At 56.9% G+C, this 17,705-nt stretch carries 13 protein-coding genes and 1 tRNA gene; 6 read left to right on the top strand and 8 right to left on the bottom strand.

Annotated features, from left to right (window positions below; genetic code table 11):
• Nucleotides 1-135 precede the first annotated feature (135 nt).
• The 5 genes from KJA79_RS12485 to glgB all read right to left on the bottom strand — a co-directional run bounded on the left by KJA79_RS12485 (nucleotide 136) and on the right by glgB (nucleotide 5,611).
• Complete coding sequence (locus KJA79_RS12485; protein ID WP_213042381.1) at nucleotides 136-447, bottom strand: hypothetical protein; 312 nt, start codon at nucleotides 445-447, stop codon at nucleotides 136-138.
• A gap of 421 nt (nucleotides 448-868) precedes the next feature.
• Nucleotides 869-2,353: a DUF2235 domain-containing protein gene (locus KJA79_RS12480; RefSeq protein ID WP_246507623.1), complete on the bottom strand. Its 1,485-nt coding sequence runs from the start codon at nucleotides 2,351-2,353 to the stop codon at nucleotides 869-871.
• Nucleotides 2,354-2,485: 132 nt separating this feature from the next.
• Nucleotides 2,486-3,037, bottom strand: a complete 552-nt coding sequence (locus tag KJA79_RS12475) for a hypothetical protein (RefSeq protein WP_213042379.1) — start codon at nucleotides 3,035-3,037, stop codon at nucleotides 2,486-2,488.
• Nucleotides 3,038-3,056: 19 nt separating this feature from the next.
• Complete coding sequence (locus tag KJA79_RS12470) at nucleotides 3,057-3,548, bottom strand: hypothetical protein (RefSeq protein WP_213042378.1); 492 nt, start codon at nucleotides 3,546-3,548, stop codon at nucleotides 3,057-3,059.
• 92 nt (nucleotides 3,549-3,640) lie between these two features.
• Nucleotides 3,641-5,611: a 1,4-alpha-glucan branching protein GlgB gene (gene glgB, locus KJA79_RS12465; protein ID WP_246507621.1), complete on the bottom strand. Its 1,971-nt coding sequence runs from the start codon at nucleotides 5,609-5,611 to the stop codon at nucleotides 3,641-3,643.
• A 161-nt stretch (nucleotides 5,612-5,772) separates the two neighbouring features.
• On the opposite strand from glgB, the gene KJA79_RS12460 reads away from it, so the two are divergent.
• From KJA79_RS12460 to KJA79_RS12450, 3 genes are all read left to right on the top strand, one after another.
• Nucleotides 5,773-5,850, top strand: a tRNA-Glu gene (locus tag KJA79_RS12460).
• A gap of 241 nt (nucleotides 5,851-6,091) precedes the next feature.
• Entirely contained in the window at nucleotides 6,092-8,869 is a 2,778-nt protein-coding gene (locus KJA79_RS12455) for a PAS domain S-box protein (RefSeq protein ID WP_213042376.1), read from the top strand.
• Nucleotides 8,835-9,590 (top strand): response regulator, encoded by a 756-nt coding sequence (locus tag KJA79_RS12450; protein ID WP_213042374.1) that lies wholly within the window; start codon nucleotides 8,835-8,837, stop codon nucleotides 9,588-9,590. The genes KJA79_RS12455 and KJA79_RS12450 overlap by 35 nt, the downstream gene beginning before the upstream one ends.
• Nucleotides 9,591-9,786: 196 nt before the next feature.
• Here the strand turns inward: KJA79_RS12450 and KJA79_RS12445 are convergent, their stop codons facing one another.
• The 3 genes from KJA79_RS12445 to KJA79_RS12435 all read right to left on the bottom strand — a co-directional run bounded on the left by KJA79_RS12445 (nucleotide 9,787) and on the right by KJA79_RS12435 (nucleotide 13,392).
• Nucleotides 9,787-10,854: a hypothetical protein gene (locus KJA79_RS12445; RefSeq protein WP_213042372.1), complete on the bottom strand. Its 1,068-nt coding sequence runs from the start codon at nucleotides 10,852-10,854 to the stop codon at nucleotides 9,787-9,789.
• A 6-nt stretch (nucleotides 10,855-10,860) separates the two neighbouring features.
• Complete coding sequence (locus KJA79_RS12440; RefSeq protein WP_213042371.1) at nucleotides 10,861-12,414, bottom strand: MBOAT family O-acyltransferase; 1,554 nt, start codon at nucleotides 12,412-12,414, stop codon at nucleotides 10,861-10,863.
• A gap of 399 nt (nucleotides 12,415-12,813) precedes the next feature.
• Complete coding sequence (locus KJA79_RS12435; RefSeq protein WP_213042370.1) at nucleotides 12,814-13,392, bottom strand: lipocalin family protein; 579 nt, start codon at nucleotides 13,390-13,392, stop codon at nucleotides 12,814-12,816.
• Between the two features lie 361 nt (nucleotides 13,393-13,753).
• On the opposite strand from KJA79_RS12435, the gene KJA79_RS12430 reads away from it, so the two are divergent.
• Genes KJA79_RS12430 through KJA79_RS12420 form a run of 3 tightly spaced genes read left to right on the top strand, consistent with a single transcriptional unit; the run spans nucleotide 13,754 to nucleotide 17,667 of the window.
• Complete coding sequence (locus tag KJA79_RS12430) at nucleotides 13,754-14,089, top strand: hypothetical protein (RefSeq protein WP_213042369.1); 336 nt, start codon at nucleotides 13,754-13,756, stop codon at nucleotides 14,087-14,089.
• 21 nt (nucleotides 14,090-14,110) lie between these two features.
• Nucleotides 14,111-16,273: a type I secretion system permease/ATPase gene (locus KJA79_RS12425; RefSeq protein ID WP_213042368.1), complete on the top strand. Its 2,163-nt coding sequence runs from the start codon at nucleotides 14,111-14,113 to the stop codon at nucleotides 16,271-16,273.
• A complete protein-coding gene (locus KJA79_RS12420) occupies nucleotides 16,273-17,667 on the top strand; it encodes an HlyD family type I secretion periplasmic adaptor subunit (protein ID WP_213042367.1) in 1,395 nt (464 codons plus the stop codon). The genes KJA79_RS12425 and KJA79_RS12420 overlap by 1 nt, the downstream gene beginning before the upstream one ends.
• Nucleotides 17,668-17,705 lie beyond the last annotated feature (38 nt).

The following is a 17,705-nucleotide window of genomic DNA, read 5'->3' as shown; positions in this document are numbered from 1 at the left end:
AATGACTTCGTGACAGCTGGATTCCTTCGCGCGAGTCGGAGAGAGTTGCGTATTGTAGGGACTACCTGATGACAGGGGACGAGGCATAGGAGGGGTACTGTTAAACCGGTGATGCTCGTTGTCTTGGAGCATCAGTCATTCTGCCGCGCGAATGATGAGTTCTGATCGCGCATCCTGAACGTGCAGCTCCAGGAGGGGAGTAGTTTCGAGGAGTTGACTGAGCAGAACGTATTCATCAGCGTCCATGATGAGCGGTTCCACGGCGAATCGCGCTCCTTGTACCCACAGTACTCTCGCTAGACGAACCGAAAGGGGACGGCGATCATTGTGTTGATGCAGCTGAAGGGCGAGATAGTCGCCGTCGATGAGTCTGTGGAAGGTTGTGCGCTGCAAGGCGCTGCGTTCCAGATAATAAATCTGCGCCAGGTCCGCGAAGCCGGTAGCCACATCAGAGAGTGTGCAATGGACAACGAATTTCACCGTCTGCGGTCGTCTCACCTTCCCCCTCCCCACCTAACTGAGTGCTCGCACGCATATCGTGGCCGAAGGTATCGCGCTTCTGACTCGTCGGATAGTCTGCGAAGGAGGTAGGTCTAGCGAGGGGACAGCGGTTGAGAAAGCCACTGGAAGGAGAGATCGCGACGAGTCGGCTCAAGGTTTCATGACGGATCTGAGAGTACGGGCACGCTGCTCGTGGGTCTGGTAGTCGGGAAGAGGTGGGTAAGGTCGGGAGTGTTTGCGTGTCGAGTGCCGAGGTGCGGTTTCAGCCGTGGAGCTCACAATCCTGGGATGGTGTAAATGCGAAGTTGCGCGGTGCAGGAGGACTGACGGGCGTACCGCGACAACTCATTCCTTTCCGGAAATCCAGTTAGCGAAATGTGAGCAGGCTGCTCAGGCCTTCGTTTTTCGGTCTGTACGAGTGGGTTTGGAGCAAGCGTGTGTGGACGGATCCGTCTAGAACTTCGGTATTCGTGCCGGTTTGCATGACTGGTCGATAGAATCGTGAGTGAATCCACTTTCGGAGCCCAACAAAAGACTCACCGAACGAATCGTGAACCGGACTGAGCGCATCTATTTCCCCTTGCAGCGCGTGTCTATCAATTGCCAGGCCGTTCATCCTTGAAATGTGTAGCATCCACGCCAGGGGTATATCCGCTAATCCACGCTCAGGATAGGTTCCCCCGAGATCTCCATGTGCTCCGGCGAACCATCGCTGCTCAATGAGTTGGCCTGTTCTTGCAGGAGAGGTCCATAGGGTCGCGTTGTAGTCTGCCCGGTGTTCATCAATGGCGAGCGCGTGGTAGGCCCGCTGCACGATGGGGCTTAGCTCGGTATCGTGAAAGTTGTAACGAGGCTCATTCAGCCATTTGAGTGCATTTGTGGGGATTCCCAGCGGGCCCACGGTGTCCCAAAGTCCGAGAAATGTGATGGAAACACCTTGGAATCCGCGGCGTCTCGACGCGGCGGCCCTGGAACTCTCGGTGCTGGGGTGCGCGCTGCGATAGCGTCGATATGCATCGTCAATGACATAGCCTGAGGGATTGAGAATCATTTGATCAAGGCAGTCAGTCAAATCAGGCGTCTCCGTAGTGTTGCCTGCGGCCAGGTTCGCGGTTTTACGAGTGAACTTGACCAAGTCTTGGTTCAGAAGGGTACCCGAAGGAAGGCCTACGGTTGCGAGCATGCCCACAAGGGACCTTGTGGTATAAGCCCCTCGACTGAATCCGTAGAGGAAGAGCTCATCGCCCGGTTCGTAGGTTGCGGCCAGATAGGCATAGCTCAGGAGGATGGTTCTGTCGAGCCCATAGCCGAACGATCCGTCTCGGAATCGATGAAACCACGCCATGCCGGTGCCGGACTCATACCACCTCTGTTGCTCGAGCCCCTTCTCTGTCCGCGGAAGAATCGATCGGTAGAGGTGGTACACGTTCGTCTCCCGATGCGAGGGGCATTCGGGGCAGGAACGGCGAGGTGTCTTGGCAGCACGTACTGCAGAAGGCCAGACGCCAGGGTCTGGAGGACGGTCCCATTCGCCATCGAAACACAGAACTATACGCTTAGACACACCGACACACTCTCTCCGGCGGCGATGAGGCCTTCCTACGAACGGCTCGTCTCGGTTCAGGGGAAGGCAAGGTGGAGCCCGTAGATTGCGGACCGAGTGATGAGCAAACACGATGCCAAGATTGTGACGGTGTGCGGAAAAATATTTGAGATGAGAATAACCAGGTCGTGAGCCATGAGGACGCAAAATGTGCGGTGAGAAAAGCCGGGCGCTCAACAATCGGATGCCAGAATCTGTATCGGAATTGATACGGGCTCGTATCCGAACGTATACGGCGATTGCACACATTCGGACATCAACCCGTACTCGCTCTCGCCTGTAGCGCCGGAGTTTCGGATGATGCTGTGTTAGGAGTTCTGAGCGCCCTGTGGGCATGCAGCGAGGTGAGCGTATTCTGATTGTGAGAGGACTTGTGGTGCGTTACCGGCGGGTACCCTTCATAATCAGGTCCCGATCTGCCTCAATCTGGGTCGCCAGTTGCTGTAAGGCTTGACTGGTAGCCTCTGCGATAGGGTCTTGGTCGGAGGCGGTGCCCCATCGCACTGACGACCCCAGGGCCTCTCCTTCCGCAGCGTAGGTTTTGATCGGTGCTTGCCCAGGGAATGAGACGTCGGATTCTAAGTGCACACGGTAGAGATAGCGGTCCGGAGCACGTAGGGTCAGCCAAGCCTTGACGACGAGGCGCAGATCACCAGGTTCAGATCCGATGCTCGTGAACGTCTGGCGCTGAGTGAAGTAGTGAGTGATGGTGTGTCGAAGCTCTTTCGCCGGCCATTCGAGTAGGGGAATTCCCGGCATATGATCCGCACCTTCTATGGCCAGAAACGGTACCTCAAGTTGTGCGCTCGCTGGAATGGGTGCGGTACTGGTGCCATTCGCGGGAATCGACAACTGAATTTTGTGGACGCATCCGGTTCCGATGAGGCAGGCGGTGAGCAACAGAACGGTCAGGCGATGTTTTGATGTCAGCATTGTGCGAGCGTGCCGTTTGTCATCGTTCGCGTGCAGCCGGGGTTGGGCTGAGCAGATCAAGATCGCGAATGGCCCGTGCAGCTTGTTCGCGATAGGTTCGTTCGGTCGCGCCGGTATACGTATCGATGACGCGTTGGTACGTGGCGCGAGATTGAGCGTACTGCTTTTTGATCGAGAGATATTGCCCCAGCGCCAGCCAATTTTGGGCGGCCGTTTCGTTGGCGGTGCGGAGGTCCGTCCATTCGCGATCGACCTGATTGGTCCCGGGGCGGTTGACTCGCTTCGTGATGATCTCCCCCAATTGCGCGGAGAGCTGTTCAATGGCTTCGTTTTCCCGGACCGCGGCGGCCACGCGATCGTGCGTCAAGTGATCGTAGAAGGCTTCGACATGGTCCTTGACGGTGTCGGCGCGTTTCTCATGGATGTCATGGGAGCAATGCGTGAGCATGAGGCACAGAATGAACAGTCCCACGCTCCGATAGATCACAGGTATGCGGATGCAAATCGCCATTGCTGCCTCCTGATTGGTCCCAAGATTCCTGTGGGAGATCGGTACCGTGATCCTACCTGAGCGGAAGCGGAAAGGCGAGTCGAAGCGTCATGCTAGGCGGCGGGTTTAAAGAAGAGCACGGCCAGCGGCGGCAACGTCATAACTAAGGAATGGGTATGGCCGTGGGCGGGAACCGGTTCAGTCGACAGACCGCCGAGATTTCCCATTCCACTTCCGCCGTACGCCGAGGCATCACTGTTTAACAACTCTTTCCAGTACCCACCCTTCGGGACGCCGACGCGATACTGCTGGCGCGGCACAGGCGTGAAATTGCAGACGATGGCAATGCTGTGCAGAGACGATCGGTCATGGCGCAGGAGGCTGATGGCGCCGGTATCCGCATCCTGACAGTCGATCCATTCAAACCCGCGAGGGTCGAAGTCACACTCATGCAGGGCCGGCTCGGTACGGTAGAGGCGATTCAGGTCGGCAACCCACCGTTGCACGCCTTGATGAGGCGGATATTGGAGCAGGTTCCAGTCAATGCTGTCGTCATGGGCCCACTCCCGCCACTGGCCGATCTCGCCTCCCATGAAGAGCAGTTTCTTGGCCGCCTGCGCGTACATGTAGCCAAAGAGCACACGGAGGTTCGCGAATTTCTGCCAGTCGTCCCCGGGCATCTTTCCCAGGAGGGAGCCTTTCCCGTGCACGACTTCGTCATGGGAGAGAGGAAGCAAAAAGTTCTCTTGAAAGGCGTAGAGCATGCGGAAGGTCAGATTCCGGTGATGGTGCTTGCGATAGACGGGATCGAGTGCCATGTATTCAAGGGTATCGTGCATCCAGCCCATATCCCACTTCATGCCGAACCCCAGTCCGCCAGCATATGTCGGCCGCGAAACTGACGGCCAGGAGGTGGACTCTTCCGCATAGGTCTGCACGTCCGGGTGCCGGCGATAGACTTCCTCATTGAGTTGACGAAGAAAGCTAATCGCCTCCAAATTTTCCCGCCCGCCCTGGCGGTTGGGGATCCATTCGCCTTCTTTGCGCGAGTAGTCCAGATACAGCATCGAGGCAACGGCATCCACCCGGAGTCCGTCCGCGTGATACTGCTCCAGCCAGAAGAGGGCGCTGCTGATGAGGAAGCTGCGCACTTCATTGCGGCTATAGTTGAACACGGCAGTGCCCCAATCGGGATGGAGTCCCTGGCGTGGGTCAGCATGTTCGAAGAGATAACTCCCGTCGAACCGGCTGAGGCCGTGCTCGTCCGTCGGAAAGTGCGACGGTACCCAGTCCAGAATGACGCCGATATTGCGTTGATGTAATTGGTCGATCAAGTACATCAAATCCTGCGGCGTGCCATAGTTGGCGGAGGGGGCAAAATAGCCCGTGGTTTGGTAGCCCCAGGATCCGAAGAAGGGATGATCCATGAGCGGCAGGAATTCCACATGGGTGAACCCCAATTGTTGTACATACTCGATCAACTTCGGGGCAGCTTCACGATAGCTGAGGGAGCGATTGCCGTCACCGGGGACGCGCATCCAGGAGCCGAGATGGACTTCGTAAATGCTGATGGGGGCATCGAGTGCATTGTGCCGGACGCGGGATTGCATCCAGTCCTGATCATGCCACGTGTAACCCAGGTCCCAGACCACGGAGGCGGATTTCGGCGGAACTTCATTCAGGCGGGCAAATGGGTCGGTTTTGATGAGTACTGCCCCGTGGTTTCGCGAGCGAATATGAAATTTGTATAAGGTGCCGCGGCCCACTCCAGGGACGAACCCTTCCCAAATGCCGGATGATTGGCAGGGGTGGAGTGGATGGCGGGTCGGGTCCCAATGGTTGAACGTTCCAAACACCGACACCTGCTCGGCTTCCGGGGCCCACACGGCGAAATACGTTCCCTCTACGCCGTCGAAGGTTGCGGGGTGCGCCCCGAGTTTGTCGTACAGGTGAAAATGGGTGCCTTCGTTGAAGAGATAGAGATCATCCGAGGTGAGAAGGCTGCGACGGTCCCGGAAGGTGTCCTGTTGAGGCGAGGCCGAAGTGAACGGCTGAATAACCTGGTTCTGTTGGGAGTGATCCATAGGGGCAGAGTACTTCGGCTGAGGGCAGGGCGTCAATTGGCGGCAAACGTTGTCCGTCTCCACTCTTTCATGAACGCCCACAAAAGAGAACTTGCAAGGGGCTAGTGACACCTCTCAAGCAAGTATGATATGAATCAACCCGCCAATACAGGTCTCTCTTCGTCCCCATCGTCTAGCCTGGCCTAGGACATTGCCCTTTCAAGGCAGTAACACGGGTTCAAATCCCGTTGGGGACACCACACTTCTCCAGGTTGCTTGTTGGCAGACTGTTTCGGAGGACGGCCGTCTCTCCGATATGGCAGTCTGCACCAAATATACGTGATATGACGGCTTCATGGAGGATGGTGCCTGTCGTGGGAGAGGACCCGTCAACGGTTTGCCGGTAGGCTGAGTCCGCTATCGGGTCTCGACTACGAAGCAGTGTGCGCCCCGCCTCATGATCCGACGTCCTTGTGAGACAACGACGTACGGAGTGTCTGTGTGACCAGTCTCGGCTCTCGCTGGCGGCGGTACCGATCGACCCCTTTTCATGGTGGCTGGACAGCATGGTCGTGGCATGCCCTCAGTGCGGTAAGCCTTCTCGGCACGGCCGCGCTCGATGTCTTGACTCCCCTCACACCTGTGGGCGGCGCGGGATACGTGCTGGCCGTGCTGGCTGCCGGCATGATTCCTTCCTCCGGAGCTCCATGGGTTGTGGCGATCGCGGCAACCGGATTCGCCGGGCTGGGCGCTGATTGGTCCTCGATCGGCGGAGTGGCATGGACCCAATTCTTCAGTTGCGGCATCTCCGTTGGCGCCGTCTGGCTGGCGGCCTGGATCGTGGCCCAGTGGCAGGCCACGTCCAGAAGCCGGGCCTATGCCTTGTCTTCGCGGTTACAGTCGTTGCTCACCAATAGCCACACCATTATCTTCGTCAAAGATCTCGACGGTCGGTTCTTAGAGGTCAGCGATCAGTTTGCGGGCTTGCTCGGGCTGCCGGCTGATGCGGTGATCGGGAAGACCGATCATGATTTTTTTCCCGCCGAGTTTGCGGACTCGTATCGACAGCATGATGCGGAAGTTGTGACGGCCGGGACAGCGATGAATTTTGAGGAAGCGGCACTGGTCCATGGCAGCCTCCGCTGGTATGTCGCCCGTAAGTTTCCCTTCCGCGACGAGACCGGTCGAATCATTGCTGTCGGTGGGGTGGCGACGGATATGACCGCGCGATTGCTGGCTGAGGCGGATCGCCATGAAGCGCAAGAGCGTTTGGATCTGGTGGTCGGCGCGACCCAGACGGGCATTTGGGATTGGGATCTACAAACCAATCGGATGTATTACTCCTCCCTGTGGAAAGCCACGTTAGGCTATGAGGAAGAGGAGATTTCGGATTCGCCCGGCGAGTGGGAGTCCCGTCTGCATCCCGAGGACCATGCGCGCATCATGGCGCTTGTCGACGACTATCTCTCCGGTCGAAGTGCCTCGTATGAATTGGAGCACCGGTTGCGTCACAAAGACGGGGCGTATCGATGGGTCTACACGGTTGCGGTGTTGCAGCGAGATGCGGATGGGCGTCCCCGGAGGATGACGGGGTCGCATGTGGACATTACGACGCGTAAGCAGGCAGAGCAGGCCCTAGCTCAGAGCGAAGGCACGCTTCGCAGTTTTTTCGACAGTGGTGTGTTGATGATGGGAATCGTGGAAGTCGTCGACGGCGATATCCTGCACATTTCCGATAATCGGCGAGTGGCGTCATTTTTCGGTACGACACCGGAACGGATGCAAGGACGACGGGCTTCGGAAATGGGAGTGCCCGCAGAGGTCATCCAGCTCTGGATTCGGCACTACGAGGAGAGTGCCTGCACAAGCCAACCGGTTCGGTTTACCTATGTGCATCGGGACCCGTGCTCCGGGAGCGAGCTGTACTTATCCGCGACGGTCTGCTGGATCGGTGCCGGTTCCGTGGGACCGTCTCGGTACTCCTATCTCGTCGAGGACGTGAGTGAGTCCCGGCGGCTTGAAGTGACGCTGCGAGACACTGCCGAGCGGTATCGAGGCGTGGTGGCGGCGCTTGCTGAAGGCGTATTGGTGCATGACGTGCAGGGGCGGATTATCGCCTGCAACCCTAGTGCGGAACGTATCCTAGGCCTGACGGCTGATCAACTCATGGGGCGAACACCGGTTGATCCTGGCTGGCAGGCGATTCATCCGGATGGGAGGCCGTTTGAAGACGACCAGCGGCCTCCGTCGGTGACGCTTCGCACCGGTCGTCCTTGTACTGAGGTCGTGATGGGCTTGTGTCGGCCGACGGGTGAATTACGATGGGTGTCCATCAATACACAGGCCCTAACGGAGCCTGGGCGAGAGCGACCCTATGGTGTGGTGGGGTCGTTCCACGACATCACAGAGCGCCGGCGAGCCGAGCAGGCCTTGTTGGAGGCCCAGAGTGAATTAGAGCGTCGGGTGCAGGAGCGCACCGCGCGGATTCAGGAGCTGGAGTCCCAGCGCTCTCAGACTGAAAAGTTCGCGGCGCTCGGCCATTTAGCGGCCGGTATCGCGCATGAAGTGAACAATCCCTTGGCCGGCATCACCAATGCCTTTCACCTCGTGAAACAGGGAATCGATCGCGACCATCGACATTATCGATTCGTGGAGCTCATCGACCGCGAAATCCATCGACTGACCGCCATCGTGAAGAAGATGTACACCTTATACCAGGGAGTACCGGCGGGTAAGCGTGAGGCGACCGATATTGCGGCGCTTCTGCAGGATCTGACCGTCTTGCTTGGCCACAAGTTGGCGTCCAAGCGTGTTCGTTTGCGGACGGCAGTGGAGATCGTGCGGGAATGTGTCGACGTACCCCGGTCCGACCTCCTTCAGGTGTTGCTCAATCTTGTCCAAAACGCCATCGATGCCTCCAGCCCCGATAGCGAGGTCCTGTTGCGCGTGGTTGAGGAGGACGGCCAGCTTCGCTGGACGGTGACTGATCAGGGTACCGGTATCCCGCCACATATCCTGCCGCGCGTCTTCGAACCATTTTTCACGACGAAGATCGGTTCCAGTTGGCAGGGGCTGGGGCTCGGCCTATCCGTCTCTCGCGGATTGGTGGAGGCCATGGGGGGCAGGATCGACATTCAAACAACCGTTCAATGTGGCTCGACCGTTACCGTTGTGCATCCGCTGACAGCCGGCGATGGTATTGAGCGAGGTGGTGCCTCACCTCCGATGCGAAAGGGACAGCAAGATGATGACTATGCAGCGACGCATTCTCATTGCTGATGACGAGGAGGCGTTTCGGGAGACGACCGCGGCGCTTCTGGCCGAGGCAGGGTACGCGTGTAGCTCGGCCAGAGACGCGGTGGAAGCCGAGCGTTTGTTGGAGAAGGGCGTCGACCTCCTGCTTACCGATGTGCGTATGCCGGGAAATTCCCAGTTAGAGCTGTTGGAGACGGTGTCCAGACGTCATCCGGATTTACCGGTGGTCGTGGTCACGGGATATCCGACGGTGGGGACAGCGATCGAATCGTTTCGACTGGCCATCGTGGATTACCTGATCAAGCCGGTTGATCTGGATGAACTGAAGGGGGCAGTGGAGCGAGGCTTGCGACGCCGGATGATGACGCGGACTGTGAAGGAAGCCGCCACCGAAACAGCCAAAGTGGCCAGCATCTTCGACCAATTAGGCCGCTCGATCCATCAAAGCGCGCGGCATGGCGAACATCTGGAGTGGAGCATGCAGGAATACATGGCTCAGGCGATGGGCCATATTGCGCACTTGTCGGCGTTGATCGGACGGACTATGGAGGTCTCCCGCACGTCGTACCCTCAGGAGCCTACGGATATCTGTGCGTTCATGAAGTGTCCGCGCCTCGAGCGATATGAGGCTGCGATTGAAGAGGCCGTCGAGGTCATGGAGCGCACACGAAGCTCGTTCAAATCGAAGGAGATCGGGGCTCTACGGCAGCGATTGGAGGCCCTGTTGCGAGAAGGTCGCCGCTGAGTGATGCGGGCCGAGCAGCACCCCGGAACTATCGAGCGCGAGGAGGGGCCTATTAGATCCCAAGGGTGCCTGTTGGTATGGCATCTGATATGGACAAGGCAATGCTGGAGCGCACGGTACTTCGGCTCTGCGGCGGCTCGATCCGCCTTGGTCTGTCCACGAAACCGCTGTGTGACAGTAGCATGACGGAGATTAATTAGTGAGTTGGACGCGGTAGTGGAACCGCTTCTCTCGTCATATGCTCGATCAGCCTATTGGTATGCTCCGCTTTTCCTTGAGACGTCAAATGGTAAATGTTTCCGGTGAAGCGGTCATCGGGATATTGAAAGTCCGATGGGGTTCCGAGAATGGGAATGCCCAGTTGGCGCACCTTGTTGACAATGGCCTGGACCGTCTTCTGCATGTGCGGTGAAGAGAGATCGAGCTTAGCCTTCATGGTCGGTGGCCAGGTGATATAGACCTGGATGCCGCGAGCCTGCGCAGTCACAAAGAAATTCTGCAGGGTGTTCCAGAAATAGGCCGGCTCCACGAAGTCACGATCGAGCAAGTAGGGATTGCCGGCATATTGCAGGGGGTGCTCCGGCGCGCTCACGATGGCATCGCCACGCGTGCTCAGGTTCAGGAATGAGAACATTTTGTCAGGGTGATGATCCCGTCTATTCCAGGCCGTCCGTACCCGATCCAGGATTTCCTCAGGTGCCTTTAGCGCCCTGGTCCGAACACGGTCGAGGTGTTCCCCTAAAAGCTTGGTTAGAACGCCGACTGCGACACGCTGTGGAAGGACGGATCGCAAAAATTTGAGTTTCTCCGTGACGTCTAGTTGCCAGAAGTAGTCGGGGGACCAGCTCATGACCTGATTGGTGAACCAGTCGGTGTAGGGAGTCGCGGCGCGGTAATGTTCAAATTCCAGAGGGAGCACCACGATGTCTCCCCGCGTGAGGTAGGGGACCATTTCGGCCACTAGGAGATGAACAGGCCGACCGATATGAAGGCCAAGGTTGAGCGCGGGAATGCCGAGCTTTTTCTCAACTTCCTGAGAGTCGATTCCAAAAAATGCGCTCGAGCCAGCTGAGAAAATGATCTTGTTCTGATGCTGCCGCTGCGCGAGCAGCTCCTGCTTCACTACCTGAGCATCATGCAGCCAATATTCGGCTGCGACGCGCGCCCCCATTTGATAGAAAAAGGCTCCAGTATACGCAATCGTCCCAAGCGCAAATATGAGCGCAATCGTTCCCAAGTATCTCGTCGGCAAGGATCGTGTCATGCGCCCTCAGAAATTTTCATAAATGAATCCGCTGGTCTGCGACGTGATCGACGCTAGCCACACCAGGAACAATAGTCCCCCTACTACCAATGCCCGTCGCAGCGAAAACAGCGATTCCGAATTCTTCGGGGAGGGGTGCATCCACTCGGACGCATTTGGAAACCTTAGCACGATGAGTCCGGAAACAACCAGCCAGAATGTCTGTAACAGAGGCGTTGAGAACAACATATTGGCCGGATAAATGGTCCAATGCCCAACCCGTATCACGAATCCCATGTCATGGTCGAAAAATCGCGCTAAGGCATCGAGCTGCGGGGCAGGCAGTTCCAGGTATCGAAGCGCTTCCCGAAATCCGTTTTCCCAGAGTCCGTTCAGGCCGGAGAGAGAGGTTGTGAGTCTGATTGCTGCGGACACGCTGTCGGCCCGGAACCAGGCCCAAGCGAAGGCGACGGATAGAAAGGTAATGCCCCACCCGATGGTGGGAGGACAGGGAAGCGCCAACCTTCGCCAGCCATGATTGACGAGGAGATAGGCGCCATGAAGCGTTCCCCATATCACGAACGTCCAACTGGCTCCATGCCACAGTCCGCATAACATCATTGTGAGCAGGAGATTGAAGTACTGACGTGTGGGGCCCTGCCGGTTTCCGCCTAACGGAATATATACATAGTCTCGAAGGAAGCGGGAAAGGGTCATGTGCCATCGCTTCCAAAAATCGGTGATGCTCGTGGCTTTGTAGGGGGAATTGAAGTTCTCGGGTAAAGAGATCCCGAACAATTGCGCAATCCCGATGGCCATATCGGTGTACCCGGAGAAGTCGAAGTACAGCTGGAACGTATACGCCAGAATGCCGCCCCAGGCTTCGACCATGCCTGGGTCTCTGGCGATCGTGTCTGCCGCGAAGAGGGGGGTGGCGTATCCGGCCAATGTGTCGGCCAGCACGACTTTCTTGAATAACCCAATGGTAAAGCGGGTTGCGCCTGCCGCCAATGCCTCGTGCGAGAGCATGCGCATGCTCTGTGCGATTTGAGGGACCACTTCTGCATGTCGAACAATCGGCCCGGCCAAAAGTTTCGGAAAGAACGAACACACGAAACAATAGTCCAGGAAGTTGAATGTCTTGACCTGCCCGCGATACACATCCGTCAGATACGCGATCTGTTGAAAGGTCAGAAATGAGATGCCGATGGGAAGGTACGTCGTGAGGACCGGATAGGTGGTATGGAGGAGGGCATTGACGTTCTCCACAACGAATGCCGAATATTTGCAATAGGCAAGTAGGGAAAGATTCACGGTAATTCCCAAGGCGAGAAAGAACGTCTGCTTCGGCCCGGGCTGCCCTGCCTGCCGCCGCAGCAGCAGTGCGATGAGAAAATTTATGCAGATCGAACCCATCAGGATTTCTGCATCGGACAAGCCTCGCCAGCCGCAAAATGCGAGGGATAGACTAACGAGTCCCGCGACCGCCAGACGGAAGTGGCCGGCCTTGGTGAGCAGGAAATGGACGGCGACAGCAAGCGGCAGAAACAGGGCAAGAAAATAGAACGAATGTAATGGCATAGGGCTTGTTGAAGAGCCTCGTAATAACGCTTCGCCCGAAGCCGTCGCTTGGCGATTCGACTTCGGCGCTCGGACAGTTCCCGAGCGGAATAGATGATGCCGATTAAGGCGTGTTTGGGCAGAGCATCGTAAACATCGAGACGCTGTGCACTGAACGTCTGCGGAAAATCAGTTTAGTGGTCTGGGGATTATCAGTTTGGAGGAGGTTTACTTTCACAACACTATACAGAACTGAGATTGCCTCCCGCAACCCACCGCTTCCATCTGTGCCACAAGAAAAATCATCCGCACTTATGGCCGTTGGCTGGTCAATATCGGTCAGAGCGAGCCCTGTCGGTGGTGATCATGCCGATCAGGATGGACTGCGTCAGCCGAGAAAAAAGAGCCTGGCGAGGCACCCTATTGTGTCGTAGACCGGAGGGTGCGAATGAGCGTTGAAACAGGAAATCCGAGCTGCCTGGCTTGCTCAAGGTAGTGTTGATAGGTGGTTTCGTCCAGGTGAGGAGTGCGGGAAAGAATCCAGAGATACCGGCGGTCTGGCGTCCCGACCATTGCGGTACGGTAGTCTGGATCCAGTGCAAGAATCCAGTAGTTGCCGTCACGCGAGGAGCCAAAAAGTCGTGCAAAGAAATTATCAAAGACCACCGTCAGGCGCGCATTCGTCTGTGGATCAAGAACCCATGCCACACCGTCGATTTCGTCATGCCCTCCGGTATCAGTGACGCATTCATTGTGCACGCCGATGGCACCATCGGCACGTACTGTGTATGTGGCCTTCGAGTCCACGCAATGTCTCTGAAACCACATCGGCAGCCGTGCAATTTCGTGCCAAGGTCCGGCATATCGAGCCAGATCGACTGAGGCGACCGTCGGCAACGTGTCCTTTGGACTTACTCCGGCACAGGCGGATAGGACCAGGCATAGTGCCGTGGCGGCAAACAGGATACGCATTCTGGCATGACGATTGGCGACCTGCATTGTGCGCTCCATAACCTCAAGACACTGAGCAGTGTACACTGGCCATGCATGAGAGGGAAGGATTCATGGGCGCCATCGGCCAAATCTTTCTCAGATCATAGGGCTGCATTTTTGAGTTGTATTGTCTTGAGTCAATACATCCAGCTACACCACTCCTCTGTGCTTGCGTATTGAAGCTAGGGCAGGCTCGCCATAAGGTGACTCATCAATCTAAGTATATTCTTGGCCTACCAAAGGTTTTGTCAGCGCCCATCCTCCGGGGAATATTCCACTCTGCGACCTTCGAATAATATCGCGCTTGTTCGCGCACGTGAAGCAATTCATTCCGGTGCATCGTTCATTTGCATAAAGGAGGGAGCGCATGGCCGTTGGAAGCAGTCCCAAGCAGAATGGTGACAAGTCAGTGGCGGTGAGCGTCCGCCTAAAATCGATCGGAGATGCCGACCAGCCGATTCTGGCGAACTATTCCCAGACGAGTCTCGCACAAGGACTGGCCTACATTGATTTCGGATTTCTCGAGCCGGGGCTGATCGCTGCGGTGACGCAACGTGCCCAAAGGGGCGAAACGATGCCAAAGCAGGTGGTGGCAACCAGAACCGTTCGAGTCGCCTTACCTTTTGATGCAGTGATTCGTTTGCATCAACAACTCCAGCAGATAGTCGCTACCCTCCAGCCCCTCAAATCGAAACTGTCCTGACCGGTCACTCGCCATTCCGTCATGGATGTCTCAGCTGCCCATATCGATTCTTGTTCGACCACGTCATCTCGGCCGGATACCGGTTTGTTGTGTCTGCTTTTGGTCGCACGCTTTCATGATGTGCCGGTCGACGGCGGCCAGATTCAGCATCAATTCGGGCTGTCTGGTCACAGCTTGACGGTGAACGCCTTGGTGCGTGCCGCGAAACACGTCGGCCTGAAAGCCGGTCTTGTGACCACCTCGTGGGACGAACTGGCGGCGACGCCATTTCCGGCGATTGCTCAACGAACCGACGGGACGCATGTCGTCCTGGCAAAAGTGCAGGGAGAAAAAGTGCTGTTGCAGGATCCGCTGAAAGAGCGGCCGCATATTCTCTCGAAGGAAGAGTTCGTCGCGATCTGGAGCGGGAGCCTATTACTCTGTACGAAACGTGCAGGCCTACGTATAGAAGATCTTCCGTTCGGCATTATGTGGTTTATCCCCGCCGTGCTCAAGTATCGTCGTCTGTTGGGGGAAGTCGTTCTCGCTTCGTTTTTTATCCAAGTGTTTGCGTTGCTGACTCCGCTGTTCACGCAAGTGGTCATCGATAAAGTGCTCGTGCACAAAGGGTTCACGACACTCCATGTCATGGCGATGGGTATGTTGGCTCTCGCCCTGTTCGATGCGCTGCTCGGCGGATTGCGCACGTACTTGTTTGCCCACACCACTAATCGGATCGATGTAGGGCTGGGAGCGCAACTATTCCGCCATCTCCTGGCTCTGCCGCTGGCTTACTTCGAGGCCCGGCGGGTCGGCGATACGGTGGCGCGGATACGCGAACTCGAACAGATCCGCCAGTTTCTCACCAGTAACTCGGTGACGGTGGTCTTGGACGTGGTGTTTACGGTCGTGTTTTTGGGTGTGATGTGGATCTATAACCCCACACTCACATTGGTGGTGATGGCCTCGCTGCCATTTTTTGCCCTGCTCTCGGTGCTCATTACGCCGACCATTCGTGCTCGGCTCCATGAAAAATTCAACCGCGGTGCGGAGAACCAGGCATTTCTAGTGGAAGCGGTGAGCGGTATTCAAACGGTGAAGGCGCTCGCCGTCGAACCGCCGCTACAGCGTCGATGGGATGAACAATTAGCCAGTTATGTCCAGGCGAGTTTCCGTGCCACCAGCCTCATGACGGTGGCTGGGCAAGTGGCGGCCTGTATTCAGAAATCGACCACCATTGCCATTATGTGGGTGGGCGCCTACCAAGTCATCGACGGCGGGTTAAGCATCGGGGAGTTAATTGCCTTCAACATGCTTTCGGGGCAAGTCACCGGACCATTGTTGCGTATGGTGAACCTCTGGCAGGAATTTCAGCAAGTCGGTATCTCGATCCAACGACTGGGCGACGTTCTGAATGCCAAGCCGGAACCTACCTACAATCCCAACCGCACGGCCCTTCCGCAGATTGCCGGCCAGATTGTATTTGAGGATGTGGGGTTTCGGTATCGTGTCGATGGGCCGCCGGTGCTTCAGCACGTCTCCCTTTCGCTGCAACCAGGGCAGATCGTCGGCGTAGTGGGGCGATCAGGGTCTGGGAAAAGCACGATTGCCAAGCTGATGCAACGTCTGTATGTGCCGGAGCGCGGTCGCGTGCTAGTGGACGGCGTAGATCTCGCGCAGATAGACCCCGCCTGGTTGCGGCGCCATGTCGGAGTTGTGCTGCAAGAGAACTTTCTGTTTAACCGCTCGGTGCGGGACAACATCGCATTGACGGACCCTGGGCTCCCGATGGAGCGTGTGATGCACGCCGCGAAACTCGCCGGCGCCCATGAGTTCATTCTTGAACTTCCGGACGGATACGATACGGTCGTTGGAGAGCATGGTTGCGCGCTCTCGGGCGGGCAGCGGCAACGCATTGCCATCGCCCGCGCCTTAGTGGCGAACCCCCGCATTCTCATCTTCGATGAAGCGACGAGTGCCTTGGACTACGAGTCCGAAGCGATCATCCAGCGAAATATGGCCCAGATTTGTAAAGGGCGTACGGTCGTCATCATTGCCCATCGGCTCAGCACGGTTCGTCCTGCCCACAAGATTTACGTCATTGATCGAGGGCAACTAGTTGAGCAAGGCACGCATGATGAATTGCTCATGCGCAATGGGATGTATACGCGACTCCACCAGCATCAGGAAGGGCGTGCGGCGTGATGATGAAAGTCCTTCTACGAAACCTGGCCGGGAGGCGGGCGATGGGGCGAGTTGAGTCGGGGCAGACGGCACGGGCTGGAACCTCCGGACAAGCGATCGAGTTCCTACCTGCGATCCTTGAAATTCAGGATGCACCACCGTCGCCGATCGGACGGGCGATCCTCTGGACCATCATGCTGGCATTTGCGTCAGCCGTGACATGGTCTTCGCTAAGTCAGGTCGATATCGTGGCGGTGGCGCCGGGGAAAATCATTCCCAGCGGCTATTCCAAAACTATCCAGCCGTTTGAGACGGGCGTGATCGCCGCTATTCATGTACAAGATGGTCAAGTGGTCACACAGGGAGAAGTTCTGATCGAACTCGATGCCACTCAAAATAGTGCCGACCGTGATCGAGCTACTAACGAATATCGAGCTGCTCTGGTCGAGGCTGCTCGCTTGCATGCTTTGATAACTGGACAAAGCACCTTCAACGCGCCTAGCGATGCCGATCCAGAATTCGTGTTGCTGCAGCAGCAACTCTTGCGGGATCAGACGGCGGAATATGCCGCTCGGGTAGATGCCGCACGACATCTTATCGGTCAGCGTCAAGCGGCTGTGGAGGCGACGAAAGACAATCTCCGACGCCTTGAGGCCACTGTTCCGATGGAAAATGAGAGGGCAGCAGCCTACCGAGCATTACTGGAACAACAGTATGTGTCGAAGATGGACTATCTCCAGTTTGAGCAACAACGCATCGATAAGGCGCAGGAATGGGCCGGGCAGAAGAGCAGGTTGCGTCAGGACCAAGCGGCCTTGGCTGAGGCAGAACAGAACTACCAGGTGCTCATCTCGGAATTTCAGCAGAGTAAGCAAACCGAGCTTTCGGCCATGGAGATGAAGGCCGCGTCGCTGATCCAAGAGGTCCGGAAAACCGGACAAAAAACGGAGCTCCAGAAACTGGTCTCTCCGATCAACGGCGTTGTCCAACAATTGGCGGTGCACACGGTCGGCGGCGTTGTAACTCCTGCCCAGCCGCTGCTGATGGTCGTGCCTCAGGATCATCCAGTTGAGGTCGAGGCGCAGTTGGAAAATAGGGACATCGGATTCGTGAGGGAAGGGCAGCCTGTAGAACTGAAGATCGAAACGTTTCCGTTTACCTTGTATGGGACGATTCCAGGAAAGGTGTTGACCGTCTCGGATGATGCGGTACCGTTAGATAAGGACAGAGGCGGTCTGGTGTATGCGAGCCGGGTGAGTATGGATCGAGCCACGATGCAGGTGGAAGGGAAGCAGATTCATCTGACTCCCGGTATGGCCGTGACGGTGGAGATCAAGACCGGACAGCGGCGGGTGGTCGAATTTTTGCTGAGCCCCCTATTGAAGTCGATGAAAGAGAGTTTGCGGGAGCGGTAGGGGCCTACTGAGGCGTAGATAGCGCAATGAATCTTCAG

The organism is Nitrospira defluvii (genome assembly GCF_905220995.1).
Lineage (GTDB): Bacteria > Nitrospirota > Nitrospiria > Nitrospirales > Nitrospiraceae > Nitrospira_A > Nitrospira_A defluvii_C.
This window is presented reverse-complemented; position numbering and strand designations above follow the sequence as displayed.

What these genes read in the sequence shown, in the direction of transcription:
- KJA79_RS12450 (WP_213042374.1), top strand. Translation starts at nt 8,835, where the DNA reads ATGATGACTATGCAGCGACGCATTCTCATTGCTGATGACGAGGAGGCG.
- KJA79_RS12475 (WP_213042379.1), bottom strand. Translation starts at nt 3,037, where the DNA reads ATGCTGACATCAAAACATCGCCTGACCGTTCTGTTGCTCACCGCCTGC.
- KJA79_RS12445 (WP_213042372.1), bottom strand. Translation starts at nt 10,854, where the DNA reads ATGACACGATCCTTGCCGACGAGATACTTGGGAACGATTGCGCTCATA.
- KJA79_RS12430 (WP_213042369.1), top strand. Translation starts at nt 13,754, where the DNA reads ATGGCCGTTGGAAGCAGTCCCAAGCAGAATGGTGACAAGTCAGTGGCG.
- KJA79_RS12470 (WP_213042378.1), bottom strand. Translation starts at nt 3,548, where the DNA reads ATGGCGATTTGCATCCGCATACCTGTGATCTATCGGAGCGTGGGACTG.
- KJA79_RS12435 (WP_213042370.1), bottom strand. Translation starts at nt 13,392, where the DNA reads ATGCAGGTCGCCAATCGTCATGCCAGAATGCGTATCCTGTTTGCCGCC.
- KJA79_RS12420 (WP_213042367.1), top strand. Translation starts at nt 16,273, where the DNA reads ATGATGAAAGTCCTTCTACGAAACCTGGCCGGGAGGCGGGCGATGGGG.
- KJA79_RS12425 (WP_213042368.1), top strand. Translation starts at nt 14,111, where the DNA reads ATGGATGTCTCAGCTGCCCATATCGATTCTTGTTCGACCACGTCATCT.
- KJA79_RS12480 (WP_246507623.1), bottom strand. Translation starts at nt 2,353, where the DNA reads ATGTGTGCAATCGCCGTATACGTTCGGATACGAGCCCGTATCAATTCC.
- KJA79_RS12440 (WP_213042371.1), bottom strand. Translation starts at nt 12,414, where the DNA reads ATGCCATTACATTCGTTCTATTTTCTTGCCCTGTTTCTGCCGCTTGCT.
- glgB (WP_246507621.1), bottom strand. Translation starts at nt 5,611, where the DNA reads ATGGATCACTCCCAACAGAACCAGGTTATTCAGCCGTTCACTTCGGCC.